This window comes from Thioalkalivibrio sp. ALJ21, from assembly GCF_000378605.1.
Taxonomy (GTDB): Bacteria; Pseudomonadota; Gammaproteobacteria; order Ectothiorhodospirales; family Ectothiorhodospiraceae; genus Thioalkalivibrio.
Map to the genome: position 1 here is coordinate 94,218 of NZ_KB905156.1, position 13,471 is coordinate 107,688.

The 13,471-nt window shown below is 67.1% G+C and carries 11 protein-coding genes; 6 read left to right on the top strand and 5 right to left on the bottom strand.

What is annotated here, in order from left to right:
- Window positions 1-681, top strand: a complete 681-nt coding sequence (locus F579_RS0106470) for an MBL fold metallo-hydrolase (RefSeq protein WP_019023918.1) — start codon at window positions 1-3, stop codon at window positions 679-681.
- Window positions 682-784: 103 nt separating this feature from the next.
- Here F579_RS0106470 and htpX read toward each other — a convergent pair whose 3' ends face one another.
- A complete protein-coding gene (gene htpX, locus F579_RS0106475) occupies window positions 785-1,672 on the bottom strand; it encodes a protease HtpX (protein ID WP_019023917.1) in 888 nt (295 codons plus the stop codon).
- A 111-nt stretch (window positions 1,673-1,783) separates the two neighbouring features.
- Window positions 1,784-4,045 carry a DNA topoisomerase IV subunit A gene (parC, locus tag F579_RS0106480; protein WP_019023916.1) on the bottom strand — a complete coding sequence of 754 codons (2,262 nt, stop codon included), beginning with the start codon at window positions 4,043-4,045 and terminating at the stop codon, window positions 1,784-1,786.
- 108 nt (window positions 4,046-4,153) lie between these two features.
- Here parC and F579_RS0106485 point away from each other — a divergent pair, with 108 nt between their 5' ends.
- Entirely contained in the window at window positions 4,154-5,578 is a 1,425-nt protein-coding gene (locus tag F579_RS0106485; RefSeq protein WP_019023915.1) for a phospholipase D-like domain-containing protein, read from the top strand.
- A gap of 84 nt (window positions 5,579-5,662) precedes the next feature.
- The gene (locus tag F579_RS0106490; RefSeq protein WP_019023914.1) at window positions 5,663-8,554 is read left to right on the top strand and encodes an EAL domain-containing protein; all 2,892 of its coding nucleotides are present in this window, start codon (window positions 5,663-5,665) and stop codon (window positions 8,552-8,554) included.
- Window positions 8,555-8,565: 11 nt separating this feature from the next.
- Here the strand turns inward: F579_RS0106490 and F579_RS0106495 are convergent, their stop codons facing one another.
- Window positions 8,566-10,293 (bottom strand): diguanylate cyclase domain-containing protein, encoded by a 1,728-nt coding sequence (locus F579_RS0106495; protein ID WP_019023913.1) that lies wholly within the window; start codon window positions 10,291-10,293, stop codon window positions 8,566-8,568.
- Window positions 10,294-10,449: 156 nt separating this feature from the next.
- Here F579_RS0106495 and F579_RS0106500 point away from each other — a divergent pair, with 156 nt between their 5' ends.
- The gene (locus F579_RS0106500; RefSeq protein ID WP_019023912.1) at window positions 10,450-10,947 is read left to right on the top strand and encodes a DUF3293 domain-containing protein; all 498 of its coding nucleotides are present in this window, start codon (window positions 10,450-10,452) and stop codon (window positions 10,945-10,947) included.
- On the opposite strand, the gene F579_RS0106505 is transcribed toward F579_RS0106500, so the two are convergent.
- Window positions 10,944-11,411, bottom strand: coding sequence for a CopD family protein (locus F579_RS0106505; RefSeq protein WP_019023911.1), 468 nt, complete (start codon window positions 11,409-11,411; stop codon window positions 10,944-10,946). The two genes, F579_RS0106500 and F579_RS0106505, sit on opposite strands and share 4 nt — an antisense overlap.
- A 222-nt stretch (window positions 11,412-11,633) precedes the next feature.
- On the opposite strand from F579_RS0106505, the gene F579_RS0106510 reads away from it, so the two are divergent.
- A complete protein-coding gene (locus F579_RS0106510) occupies window positions 11,634-12,296 on the top strand; it encodes an O-methyltransferase (RefSeq protein WP_019023910.1) in 663 nt (220 codons plus the stop codon).
- Between the two features lie 30 nt (window positions 12,297-12,326).
- Here F579_RS0106510 and F579_RS14625 read toward each other — a convergent pair whose 3' ends face one another.
- Complete coding sequence (locus F579_RS14625) at window positions 12,327-12,743, bottom strand: hypothetical protein (RefSeq protein ID WP_038029777.1); 417 nt, start codon at window positions 12,741-12,743, stop codon at window positions 12,327-12,329.
- Window positions 12,744-12,858: 115 nt separating this feature from the next.
- Here F579_RS14625 and F579_RS0106520 point away from each other — a divergent pair, with 115 nt between their 5' ends.
- Window positions 12,859-13,428, top strand: coding sequence for a hypothetical protein (locus F579_RS0106520; RefSeq protein ID WP_019023908.1), 570 nt, complete (start codon window positions 12,859-12,861; stop codon window positions 13,426-13,428).
- Window positions 13,429-13,471 lie beyond the last annotated feature (43 nt).

The window sequence follows — 13,471 nt, forward strand, 5'->3', positions numbered from 1 at the left end:
ATGCTCCAGCACCTGAGCCACCCCGTTACCGCACTCGCGCAGAACGCCACCCTGATCTGGTGCGACCAGACCCGCGCCGCCGCCTGGGTAGATCCCGGGGCCGAGGCCGACACGCTGATCGAGATTGCACGGCAGCAGGATGTCCGGCTGGACTGCATCCTGCTGACCCATGGCCACCTCGATCATGTCGGGGCCGCCGCCGAGATGGCGCGCCGCTGCAATATCCCGATCCTGGGCCCTCAGGTTGAGGATGCCTTCTGGCTGGATCAGCTGCCGATGCAGTGCGAGATGTTCGGGTTCCCCGAGATGCCTGCGCTGGTTCCGGATCGCTGGCTGCACGATGGCGAACAACTGCCGCTGGGCAAGGTCACGCTCGAGGTGCTGCACTGCCCAGGACATACTCCGGGGCACGTCGTGTTCTTCGACCGCGAGAGTCGCCTGGCCCTGGTGGGCGATGTCCTGTTTCATGGCGCCATCGGCCGCAGCGACTTCCCGCGCGGCAACGGGCCGCAACTGATCGAGTCCATCACCCGGCGCCTCTGGCCGCTGGGCGACGATGTGCGCTTTGTGCCCGGACACGGCCCGGAATCAACCTTCGGGGAAGAGCGCCGCAGCAACCCTTTTGTGGGTGATGCGGCCCTGGCCGCTGGCGGTCAGCCCGGGCGCGGACGTTATTATTGATGCGTTTCGCTGCGCTCAACGCATCCTACGAGTAACCAGCCCCCAACGAAGAAGGCCGCCCTATCGGCGGCCTTCTCTGCTCCTACCTTATGCCGGAGGCGAATCAGCTATTCGCACGCAGCGACGCGATGCGCTGCTCGATCGGCGGGTGGCTCATGAACAGCTTCTTCAGCCCCTGGGCCATGCCCCCGCGAATGCCGAAGGCCGCCATCTGATCGGGCATGTCCACCGGGCGCCCCGAAGCGCGCGCCAGCGACTCCAGTGCGCCGATCATCTTTTCGCGACCGGCGAGCTTCGCGCCCGCCTCGTCGGCGCGGAACTCGCGCTGACGCGAGAACCACATCACGATGATCGACGCCAGGATCGCCAGGATGATCTCGGTCACGATGGTGGTGATCCAGAACGCAGGGCCATGGCCGGACTCGTTCTTGAACACCACGCGGTCGACAAAATGCCCGGCCACGCGCGCCAGGAAGATCACAAAGGTGTTCACCACCCCCTGGATCAGCGCCAGCGTAACCATGTCGCCATTGGCGACGTGCCCGACCTCGTGCCCCAGCACGGCCTCGACTTCGCCCTGGCTCATGTTCTGCATCAGCCCGGTGCTGACCGCCACCAGCGCGTTGTTCTTGCTCATGCCAGTGGCAAAGGCGTTCGGGTCCGGCGAGTCATAGATGCCCACCTCCGGCATACCGATGCCGGACGCGCGGGCCTGGCGCTGAACGGTCTCCAGCAGCCACTGCTCGGTGGCGTTGCGCGGCTTGTCGATCACGTGGACCTTCATCGTCTTCTTGGCCATCCACTTGGAGATGGCCAGCGAGATAAAGGAACCGCCAAAACCGAATACCGCGGCAAAGATCAGCAGCGCATTGAGGTCGAGGTTGACCCCCTCCTCGTCGAGGATGCGCTCCACGCCCAGCAGGCGCAGGGTGATGCTGAGCACAATAATGATGGCGAAGTTCGTCGCCAGAAACAGCGCAATACGTTTCATGAAGCCTTCCTGTACTCCATCAATAAACTCTTCGGGATGTGCTTATAGTCAGGGCACGGCCGCAAAATTCAAGCCCGACCCCTTCCACAGACCACCGTTGGCGCGCGCGGTTCAGGCCGGCCGCACCTCGATCCAGTCGGCGTTCTGGTAGCCGCGCGGCAGCTGGCGACCGCGCCGAGCGCGCTCGCCAACATACTCCGCCCACTCCGCCGGAGCCAGCGCCTTGAAGCGCTTGCCGGCATGCACGACCAGGGTGTCCTGCGGCCCCAGTACGGCCACACCAAGGACCCGTTCGGAGCCGTCCTTGAGGGCCGCGGACGGGATGCCGATCAGCTTGTTGCCCTTGCCGCGCGCCAGCTCCGGCAGCTCGGTGGCCGGGAACAGGAGCAGATAGCCGCGCGTGGTGACGACCGCGATGTGATCCTCGTGCGGGTTGCGCACCGGCGCCGGCTGCAGCACGGCCGCCCCGTCGGGCACGGTCAGCACGTTCTTGCCGGCCTTCTGCCGCCCCAGCAGATCGCCCAGTTTCGCGACGAAGCCGTAGCCGTGATCCGAGCCCAGCAGCCAGCGGTCTTCCTCCGCGCCAGTGGCCATGCCGACAAAGCGCGCGCCCTCCGGCGGGTTCACGCGGCCGGATAGCGGCTCGCCCTGCCCGCGCGCGGACGGCAGGGTATGCGCGGCGATCGTGTAGGTGCGACCGGTGGAGTCGATGAACGCGACGGCCTGGTTGCTGCGCCCGGTTACCGCGGCCTGGAAAGCATCCCCGGCCTTGTAGTTCAGGCCGCGCGCGTCCACGTCGTGGCCCTTGGCCGCGCGCGCCCAGCCCTTCTCCGACAGCACGACGGTCAGCGGCTCCGTGGGCACCAGCGCGGATTCGTCCAGCGCCTGCGCGGCGGCGCGCTGAACCAGCGGCGAACGGCGTTCGTCGCCGTAGTCCGCGGCGTCCTTCTCGATCTCGCGGCGCACCTGGGTGCGCAGGCGGCGCTCGGACCCGAGGGTCTTCTCCAGTTGATCGCGCTCCTTGGCCAGTTCGTCCTGCTCGCCGCGGATTTTCATCTCCTCGAGCTTGGCCAGGTGGCGCAGCTTCAGCTCCAGGATCGCCTCGGCCTGGATGTCGGACAGGGCAAAGCGGCTCATCAGTTCGGGCTTGGGCTGGTCGTACTCGCGGATGATCGCGATCACCTCGTCGATATTGAGATACGCGATCAGCAGGCCTTCCAGCACATGCAGCCGCGCCTGCACCTTCTCCAGGCGCCACTGCAGGCGCCGGCGCACAGTCTCGATGCGGAAGGTCAGCCATTCGCCCAGCAGCCCGGCCAGGTCGCGCACCTGCGGTCGGCCGTCCAGGCCGATCACGTTCATGTTCACGCGGTAGGTCTTTTCCAGATCCGTGGTCGCGAACAGGTGCGCCATCAGCGCCTCGACATCCACGCGGTTCGAGCGCGGGGTAATCACCAGGCGAGTCGGGTGCTCGTGGTCGGACTCGTCGCGCAGGTCCTCGACCATCGGCAGCTTCTTCGCGCGGATCTGGCTGGCGATCTGCTCCAGCAGCTTGGCCCCGGAGACCTGGTGCGGCAGCGCGGTCACCACGATGTCGTCGCCTTCGCGTTCATAGCGTGCCCGCGCGCGGATCGAGCCCTGCCCGGTCTCGTAGACCCGGCTCAGCTCGGCGGGCGGGGAAATGATCTCGGCCTCGGTGGGAAAGTCCGGCGCCGGCAGGTGCTCGCACAGCTCGGCGACAGTCGCCTTCGGGTACTCCAGCAGGTGCACGCAGGCCGCAGCCACCTCGCGCAGGTTGTGCGGCGGGATATCGGTGGCCATGCCCACGGCAATCCCGGAACCGCCGTTCAGCAGCACGTTCGGCAGCCGGGCCGGCAGCACCTTCGGCTCGTCCAGCGCGCCGTCGAAGTTCGGTACCCAGTCCACCGTGCCCTGCCCCAGCTCCGAGAGCAGCAGCTGCGCATAGCGCGAGAGGCGCGACTCGGTATAGCGCATCGCGGCGAAGGACTTGGGATCGTCCGGCGAGCCCCAGTTGCCCTGCCCGTCGACGAACGGGTAGCGGTAGGAGAAGGGCTGCGCCATCAGCACCATCGCCTCGTAGCACGCCGAGTCGCCGTGCGGATGAAACTTGCCGAGGACGTCGCCGACCGTGCGCGCGGACTTCTTGTACTTGGCCGTGGCCGAGAGCCCCAGCTCGCTCATCGCGTAGATGATGCGGCGCTGCACGGGCTTGAGACCGTCACCGATGTGAGGCAGCGCACGGTCCAGGATCACGTACATGGAGTAGTCCAGGTACGCCTTCTCGGTGAAGTCCTTCAGCGGCAGCTGCTCGCCGCTGTTGGCAAACAGGCTTGGGGTCTCGATATCGGTCATCGGCTCTCTCGAAGGGCGGATGGATCACCATGGCGGCCTTTTACCGCTCGCCCGGCCCGCGTACTGTAGCGATCACACCGCCACCATTCCATTCCCGGGGAGAATGCCGTGCTGGGTACCGGCTGGATTGCCAGTATCACTGCCGTCGCCGCCTTTGCACTGGCCGCCGCCAGTGTGATGCACGCGCTGCTCCAGCGCCGCGAGACCGGGACCGTAATCGCCTGGGTCGGGCTGATCGTGCTGCTGCCGGTGGGGGGCTCGATCCTGTACTGGATGTTCGGGGTCAACCGCATCCGCCGCCGCGCCCACGCCCTGCGCGAGGGCCATCTGCTGGTTGACCCCGCCGCGCGCGATGCCGACGGCCCCGGCATTCCGCCCCGCTGGAGTCGCCTGCTGGGCTGTGGCGACCGGCTCGCGCCGTTTCGCGCCAGCGCCGGCAATTCGGTCCGGCCGCTGACCGATGGTGACCAGGCCTACGCGGCAATGCTCGCGGCGATCGACCGCGCGTCCCACAGCATCACCCTGGCGACCTACATCTTTGACTACGACGTGGTCGGACAGCGCTTCGTGCGTCACCTGAAGGCCGCCCGCGACCGCGGCGTCGAGGTCCGTGTCCTGATCGACGGCATCGGCGCCCGCTACAGCCGCCGCAACACACTGCGCTTCCTCAAGCGCGCCGGCATCCTGGCCGCCGCCTTCATGCCCGTCCATCACCTGCCGCGTACGCTTGCGGCGTTCAATCTGCGCAATCACCGCAAAATGCTGCTGGTGGATGGCGAGCACGGCTTTACCGGGGGCATGAATATCCGCCGCGGGCACAGCGCGAGCAACCCGGGACCGCACCCAATTCAGGACCTGCACTTCGAGGTCCGCGGTCCGATCTGCCTGCAGTTGCAGCGGGTGTTCGCGGAAGACTGGCAGTTCAGCACGCAGGAGGCACTGGAAGGCCCACCCTGGTTCCCGGAGGAGACTCGCCTGATCGGCACCCAGTTGTGTCGCGCGCTGCCGGACGGCCCTGATGAAGACTTCGAAGTGCTCAAGTTCACCCTGTTGGCCGCGATCGCGGAGGCGCGCGAGCACGTTACCGTGGTCACGCCCTATTTCCTGCCTGACCTGGAATTGCTGGGGGCGCTGAAGGCCGCGGCCCTGCGCGGCATCGAGGTTGATCTGCTGCTGCCGGAACGCAACAACCTGCGCCTGGTCGAGTGGGCCGCCCGTCCGCTGCACGGCGAACTGCTGACCCGGGGCTGCCGCATCTGGCTGACGCCGCCCCCGTTCAACCATTCCAAGCTGATGCTCGTCGACAGGGAATGGGCCCTGGTGGGATCGGCCAACTGGGACCCACGCAGCCTGCGCCTCAACTTCGAGTGCAACCTGGAATGCGTGGACCGCGACCTGGGGCAACAGCTGGCCGACTGGGCCGAGGATCTGCGCTCGCGTTCCCACCCGCTGAGCCTGGAAGATGTCCACGCGCGCACCCTCCCCGCCCGCCTGCGCGACGGCGCCGCCCGCCTGCTGACCCCGTACCTGTAGGCACCGGCGGCGCGCAACCCACTTGTGGTTGTGCTTAACTTGTCGTTAAGGAAAAGGATTTCCGTCGCAACAGGGGGGGCGGCCATGAGTGGTCCACTGATCGCAGCGTTGTACCTGCTCGCCGGGCTGTGTGTCTACGCCACGGCCAGCCACATCCTGCATGCGGCCCACAGCCTGCGCCGCGTGGAACACCTGCTGTTCGCCGCGATGTGCCTGTTGATGACGGGCGCCGCGATCAGCATTGCCCTGTCCTACCAGGCAACGTCCATCGAGGCCTATGTCGGCCCGATCAAGGCGTACTACGCCCTGATTGCCCCCGTGTATGTGCTGTTCGCGGCCTTCATCGCCCGCTACACCGGAACCCCCGCGCGCGGCCTGCTCGCGATACTGGGAGTGCTGGTGGTCGCCGCCTGGATCGCCAACGTGCAACAACCGTATGGCCTGCAACTGAGCACGGTCAGGGAGTTGCGTACGGTGACCCTGCCCTGGGGCGAGACGCTGTCGCTCGCGGTCGGGTCTTCGAGCCCGTGGTTTCTGCTGGCGCTGGCCGGCCTGTTGCTGGTATTCGGTTTCTCCCTGTGGGCGTTGATCCGCCATTGGTACCGCGAGGGCGGCGCAAGCCCACTGATCCTGCTGGGCGCGATTGTCCTGTTCCTGCTGGGCACGGCCCAGGGCGCGCTCGCGCGGCTCGGCGTGATCGATTCGGTCCCGCTCGCGGTGTTCGGGTACCTGGGCATGATCCTGGTGATGAGCCTGGTGCTGCACCGGGAGACCCAGGAGCGCGTTCGCGAATCCGAGCATCGCTTTCGTGACCTGGTGCACCAGGCCCCGATGGCCGTGGAGGTACTCACGCCCGAGGGCCGGGTGCGCCAGGTCAACGCGGCCTGGGAGGCGATGCACGGCCGCAAGGGCGAACGCGTCCGGGATTCCAGCGTGCTGCACCGCCCCGACACTATCGACGGGCGCATCACCGACGCGATCCGCGCGGCCGCGCAGGGCGAGCGGCAGCTCGTCGGCCCGTTCGCATACCACGCGGGCTCCGAACCCGCGACCAGACAGACAGGCAACCACTGGCTGAAGGGCTGCGTCTACCCTCTGAAGAACCACCGCGGCGAGGTGCAGGACATCGTCGTGATGCAGGAGGACATCACGCTCGCGCGGCGCAGCGAAGAGGCCCTGCGCGTCATCGCCCAGGGTTTTCGCGCTGACAACCGCCAGAGCTTCTTCCAGAACCTGGTGCTGCGGCTGCGCGAGGTCTTTCGTGCCGACTACGCCCTGGCGGGCGTGAACGTCCCGGACATGCCCGGGCACGTCGAGACCGCCGCGCTTTGCCAGGATGGCGAACTGGTGGACAACATCCGCTATGCCCTGGCCAGCACCCCCTGCGACGAGGTGCTCTCGCACGGCATGTGCGTTTACCCGGACCGCGTCCAGGAGCTGTTCCCGCACGACCATCTCCTGGGCGAGATGGGGGCGCGCAGTTATCTCGGCACCCCCATGCTCGACAGCCAGGGGCGCGAGCTCGGGCACATCGCCATTATCAATCGCTATCCGCTGGACGAGACCGAGCAGGCAGTCGGCATCCTCGAGATCTTTGCCGACCGGGCGGCCGCCGAACTCGAGCGACTGGAAGGCGAGGAGCATATACGCCGGCTCGCCTACCACGATCCGCTGACCGGTCTGGCCAACCGCACCCAGCTGCACGACGCGCTGACACGAGACCTGGAACTGGCTCAGCACGGAGATCAGCAGGGCGGCCTGATCCTGATCGACCTGGACCACTTCAAGACGATCAACGATGCCCTGGGGCATGCGGTCGGCGACACCGTACTGGCCGCGGTCGCCGACCGCCTGCGGCAGAACGCGCCCGCACAGGCACTGGTGGTGCGCCTGGGCGGGGACGAATTCGCCACCCTGATCCATCCCCGGCGCGCATCGCGTCAGGCGATCGAGGCGACGGTCAACGACGCGGCCCACCGGCTGCTGGATGCCCTGCAGCACCCGATCGTGCTGGGGGAGCGCACCTTCAGTGTCGGCGCCAGTCTGGGCTGCGTGCTGTTCCCGGACGCGGGGCAGACCTCGTCGGATGCCTTGCGCCATGCCGACATCGCCTTGTATCAGGCGAAGCGGGCCGGACGCGGCGGGGTGCAGTTCTACCGCCATGCGCTGCAGGACGAGGCCCGCGCCCGGCTGCAGATCGAGGAGGGGCTGCGCCAGGCCCTGGTGAATCACGAGATGCACCTGAGTTACCAGCCGCAGTTCGATGCCCAGGAGAACATGATCGGTGCCGAGGCGCTGCTGCGCTGGACCCACCCCGAACGGGGCCCGGTCGGGCCGGCGCTGTTCATCCCGATCGCCGAGGAGACCGGGCTCATCCACCCCATCGGCACCTGGGTGGTCGAGCATGTACTCGAGAATCTGCAGGACTGGCGCGCGCGAGGTCTGCCGCTTCCGCCCCGCGTGGCTATCAATATCTCGCCCTGGCAACTGGCCCGACCCGATTTCGTCGAACAGCTCCGGGAACGTGTGCAGGCCGCCGGCCTGGAACCCGGCCAGATTACGCTGGAGGTTACCGAGTCGGGCCTGCTGCGTGACCTGTCCGATGCCATGGGCAAGCTGCGGGCCCTGCGCGAGTTCGGCGTCCAGGTGGCGCTGGACGATTTCGGAACGGGATATTCGTCGCTGGCCTATCTGCGCGATCTGCCGCTGGACGAGCTCAAGATCGACAAGTCATTCATCGACAAACTGGTGAACAAGGGCGAGCAGATACTGGTCGAGAACATCCTCGATATCGGCCACAACATGGGCCTGCGCGTCATCGCCGAGGGCGTGGCCCAGCCGACCCAGCGCCAGCAGCTCCTGGCACTGGGTTGCACGCATTTCCAGGGGTTTCTGTACGGCCAGCCGATCGCGGAAGACGAGTTCCCGGCCTGGCTGGAACAAAACACCACCCCGGCAGTGCAACGCCAGAGCTGACCCAGGACGGGCTACGGGCCTTCCAGACCAAGGCCGCAGCCCAGCGGCCCGCGCCGCCGATGGCGTGTGTGCGACCGGCTGGCGCGGCTGGCATCGACCTGCTCGTACAGCACGATCCCGCCGCCCCCGGCCTCCTTGGCCGCATACATCGCACGATCCGCCTGCAGCATCAGCCCCTCCGCATCGGCACTGTCATGCGGGTACAGGGCCGCCCCCATGCTCAAGCCCACCTGCACGGCCTCGCGATTGACCTCGATGGGCTCGGCAAAGCGTTCGATCAGCTTCAGACCGACCCCGAGCAGGGCATCCGGGTCGTCCATGTTCTCCAGCAGGATCACAAACTCGTCGCCCCCCATGCGGGCCACCACATCGCACTCGCGCACCCCCTCGCGCAGACGCCCGGCCACCGTCACCAGCACCACATCGCCCGCGTCATGGCCCAGCCGGTCATTGATCGGCTTGAAGCCGTCCAGATCACAGACCACCAGGGCCAGTCCCGTGTTGTTGCGCTGGGCGCGGCGCAGGGCATGGCGCAGGTGTTCCTGAAAGAGACTGCGATTGGCCAGCCCGGTCAGCGAGTCGTGATGGGCCTGATGCCAAAGGCGCTCCTCCGAGGCCTTCTCCAGGGTGACATCCCGCACCATCCCCAGGACCTGCAGGGGGCGACCGGTATCGTCACGGGCGATCTCGCCTTCCACGCGCACATGGCGCACGCCGCCATCCGGCCGCACGACCCGATGATCGACACGATAGACCGCCTCACTGGCCAGGGCCTGGTTAATGGTGCGGCGCACACGGGTGCGATCATCCGGATGCACCGCATGGATGTAGGATTCGAAGCCCGCCTCGTCCGCCCTGGGGTCCAGCCCGAACAGCTCGAACACATGGGCGGACCAGTTCAGCTGACCATTGCGGATGTCCCAGTCCCAGAACCCCGCGCCGGCGCTGCGCTGCGCCTCTTCCAGGCGTGCAGTGGTTTCCTCAAGCTCCGCCGTGCGGCGGGCCACCGCGGCCTCCAGCCCGCCCTGGGTCTCGCGCAGGCGGGCCTCCACCCGCATACGCTCGCGCAACTCGTCCTGCAAGGCCTGATGGTTGCGCCGCAGGCGATAGCGTACGCGCGCCCCGAGCAGCACAATCAAAACGGCCGCCAGCACGGTCGCCCAAAGCATCCATTCCTGGCTTTGTTCGTGGCGCTGGGCCATCGCCTCGATCGCCCGCGCGTTGTCCCGGTGGAAAGCCTCCAGGATGCGCTCCATCTGGTCCAGCACCTCCTCCTGGACCGGCATCAGGTCGGCGTACAGCATCCCCAGGGCCTCGTTGCGGTCCCCGACCAGGGCGATGTCGACAATATCTTCCAGCAGCGGGGCCCCCACCGAGGTCAGCTCCCGCAACTCCTGCATGCGTTGACGGTCCGCGGGGCGGTCGGCCTGGGACTCGGCGGCCGCCAATGTCTCGACAAAGCGGGGCGCCAGCTCGCGAAACTCGCGGTAGTAGCGCTCCTGCAGCGCGGTATCCTCCGCGCTGACCACCAGCGAGGCACGCAGCACCCGCTCGCGCACCAGGCTGCGCATGCGATGCACATGATCCACCTTCTGGATGTGTTCTTCGGTGAGGGTCTGGATGTCCTGCTGCAGGTGTTGCACCCGCAACCAGCTGAACACTGCGATCGCCGCGACCAGCAACAGCACCAGCGCAAAGACGCTGGTGATTCCCGGGACACGCAGGCGATCGACGGACACGATCAGCCCCCCGGCCTTCCGGGCCCGAGATCACGCACCCGCGCGATCGTCGGGTCATCACCGACCGCCAGGCAGGGCTGAGTCCAATCCTTGACGCGCATGTTGTCTCCCTGTGTGATCGTGGGTGAACACGACCACACGCGAGAGTGCCCCGGGATGACGCCAAACTCAAGAGGTAACGGGACACCGAGCAATGCGCCAGGGGCCAGTTCGGAACTGGCCCGGGCCTACTCCGCCACGCACTACCGCATCGAGCCCCCGGGGCAGGCGTTCGTCCTGCGCATCGGTGAACGCGATCGTGGCCTTGAGACCTGTCTGCAGACAGAGGGCTGGAGTCAGGCCAGCCTGCTGACCGCCTGGAATCCGCGCAGTCGTATCGTGCCGGAGCAGGAGAACCGCGCGCGCCACGCCCGCATCACACGCGAGCTGGAACAGGCCGGCTGGTCCTGCTGGCCCACCCTCCACCGCGATCCGACCGGCCAGTGGCCCGACGAACCCGGCTATTGCGTACTGGGGATGGGCGCCGCGGATCTGGATCCCTGGCTGGTCGCGTTCGACCAGAATGCGGCCGTCCTGGTCCAGCCGCCCTCAGCCCCTCGCCTGATCTGGCACCCGGGAGAGGGCCCGGGAAGCAGATGCCCTACTTCTCCCTAGAAGGGAAGGCGGCCCCCGGTGGCCACCACGATCACGGCCAGACCCAGCAACGTATTGATGCCCACCAGCACGCGGATCTGGGCCAGCCGGCGCAGGCCCTCGTCGGTGTCATTCGCCGCGATCGCCTGACGCATGCGGCGATACGGGGCAAAGAACACATGGGCGAAGATCGCCATCATCACCAGCCCGAGCAGCAGCATCACATGCACCGAGGGATGCACATTGCCCATCCCGCCGAAGAAGCCAAAGATCATCCACAGCCCGCTCGCCAGCAGGAGGATTACGGATACCCAGACCCAGGGGAAAAAGCGCGCGAACACCCCCTCCCACAACTTCAGGCGCACCACCCCGTCCAGCTGCTGCCCGGCCACCGGCCGCAGGAACATGTAGGCGAAGAACATCCCCCCTACCCACACTACAACCGCCAGTAGATGCAGCAGATTTGCCAATGCGTAGCCGGTCATTGCGAACTCCTTGTTTTATTCATCAGGGATCCTGGCGGAGCAGTGTAGCGGTCTCGGCGGAAAACTGGCGAACCAGGCCGCCAACCACGTCGGATCAAAGAGCCCATCCACCCACGCCCTCTTGCACCCCGCCCGCCCGTCACCAATCATCGAACCATGGTGTTCGAAATCGCCCTGCGTCCGCTACGCTGGCTGGACGCTGGCCCCGAATAAGGAACCGTGATGTCCAACCGTTCGATCGGACTCGATGACGCCCTTCAGGCCTATGTACTGGATCGCTCGCTGCGCGAGTCCAGCCTGCTGGCGGAGCTGCGCGCCGAGACCGCGGGACTGCCGGAGCACAACATGCAGATCGCCCCCGAACAGGGGCAGTTCATGGCGCTGCTGGCGCGCCTGGTCGGGGCCCGGCGCTACCTGGAAGTCGGCACCTTTACCGGCTACAGCGCGCTGGCGGTGGGGCAGGCGCTCCCCGACGACGGCGAGGTGGTCTGCCTGGATCACAGCGAGGCCTGGACCGCGATCGCCAGGCGCTACTGGGACCGGGCCGGTCTGGCCGCGCGCATGGACCTGCGCCTGGGCGATGCGCGCGCCAACCTGCAACAGCTGGAGGCGGAAGGACAGAGCGGCCGCTTCGATCTTGCGTTCATCGACGCCGACAAGACCGGTTACCCGGAGTACTTCGAGGCCTGTCTGCGGCTGGTGCGCCCGGGCGGACTGATCATGGTGGACAACACCCTCTGGCATGGACAGGTGGCGGACCGGCACTGCGATGACGAGGACACCCGGGCCATCCGCGACTTCAACCAGGCGCTGCATCGCGACGAGCGCATTGACCTCTCGCTGGTACCGATCGGCGACGGCCTGTCCCTGGCGCGTCGCCGCTGACCGTCGGCGGGCCGCGCGCGAATCAGGCGATCAGCGACAAAGCCCGTCGCCGGACAGCCCCCGGCGACAGATCACACGCCGTTCCACCCCGGTCACCGCCCAGCCATCGTCGCGTTCACGAAGTGTCAGCCGGTATTCATGATCGCGCACGGCGTCGTCGCGCAGGTTCTTGACGAAGACCTCGGCCCGCTCACGGCGCTGGTGGTGGATCTCGAGACTGGAATAATCCGTACCCAGGCCCTCGCGCCAGCCGCTGGCCTCCACCCAGTCCATCACCGCGCCCCCCGGCGTGGCAGCCGGTTCGAGCTCCGGGATCTCCAGCGCCTTGCGCTCGGTCGGCTGCGGCTGGAACACGTCCGTCGCTCGCTTTTGCTCCGACGGGAATGGCGCACAGCCCACCATTAGCCCGCCCAGCAGCAGCGTCCCGATTAGTCGTCTGTCTATCATGGCTGGTACCCCATCACGTGTCTCGCGTCGCAAATCCATCATCCACTGCAACAAATTCCACTGCCCGAACGTCTTATCATCACATGACCACAAGCCCATTCCCACGGGGGATACGATGATGGACCACATCCGCACGACAGGACTCGCCCTGGTGGCCGCGGCCGCGCTGGCACTCAGTGCACCGCTCGTGCTGGCCGAGGAGCAGGCCGCCGAGGACGAAACCGCAACCGAGATGGAAGAACTGCGCGACGACTGGGCGCAGACCCGCGAAGAGATTCAGGCCGATGCCGAACGCGACCGCGAGGCGACCCGCTCGCGCACCCGCGAAACCCTGGATGCAATGGACCAGCAGCTCACCACCCTGCGCGAGCGCACACGCGAGGGCTGGGATGACCTGAGCGATGCCACCCGCGAGCGCCGAGAACGGGCCTACGACGGCCTGGTACGCGAACGCGACAACCTGGCGGAATGGTCCGCCGAGACCCGCGAACGTTCCTCTGGTGCCTGGCAGGGTGTGCGTGAAGGCGCCCGCGATGCCTGGGGCGGCGTACGCGATGGCTCGCGCAAGGCCTGGGGCTCCGTTCGCGACGCCGTCCGCGGGGATCGCCCGCCGGCCGAGCAAGGCGAACCGGGTACGCAGGAAAATCCGGCAGACCCGGACGATCCGGCCGTGCAGACGGATTGAACCGACGGACGGACTGAAATGGTATTCGTCACAATGGGGGTTG

Coding starts and splice junctions, on each gene's coding strand:
- F579_RS0106510 (WP_019023910.1), top strand. CDS start 11,634: ATGTCCAACCGTTCGATCGGACTCGATGACGCCCTTCAGGCCTATGTA.
- F579_RS0106505 (WP_019023911.1), bottom strand. CDS start 11,411: ATGACCGGCTACGCATTGGCAAATCTGCTGCATCTACTGGCGGTTGTA.
- F579_RS0106490 (WP_019023914.1), top strand. CDS start 5,663: ATGAGTGGTCCACTGATCGCAGCGTTGTACCTGCTCGCCGGGCTGTGT.
- parC (WP_019023916.1), bottom strand. CDS start 4,045: ATGACCGATATCGAGACCCCAAGCCTGTTTGCCAACAGCGGCGAGCAG.
- F579_RS14625 (WP_038029777.1), bottom strand. CDS start 12,743: ATGATAGACAGACGACTAATCGGGACGCTGCTGCTGGGCGGGCTAATG.
- F579_RS0106520 (WP_019023908.1), top strand. CDS start 12,859: ATGATGGACCACATCCGCACGACAGGACTCGCCCTGGTGGCCGCGGCC.
- htpX (WP_019023917.1), bottom strand. CDS start 1,672: ATGAAACGTATTGCGCTGTTTCTGGCGACGAACTTCGCCATCATTATT.
- F579_RS0106500 (WP_019023912.1), top strand. CDS start 10,450: ATGACGCCAAACTCAAGAGGTAACGGGACACCGAGCAATGCGCCAGGG.
- F579_RS0106470 (WP_019023918.1), top strand. CDS start 1: ATGCTCCAGCACCTGAGCCACCCCGTTACCGCACTCGCGCAGAACGCC.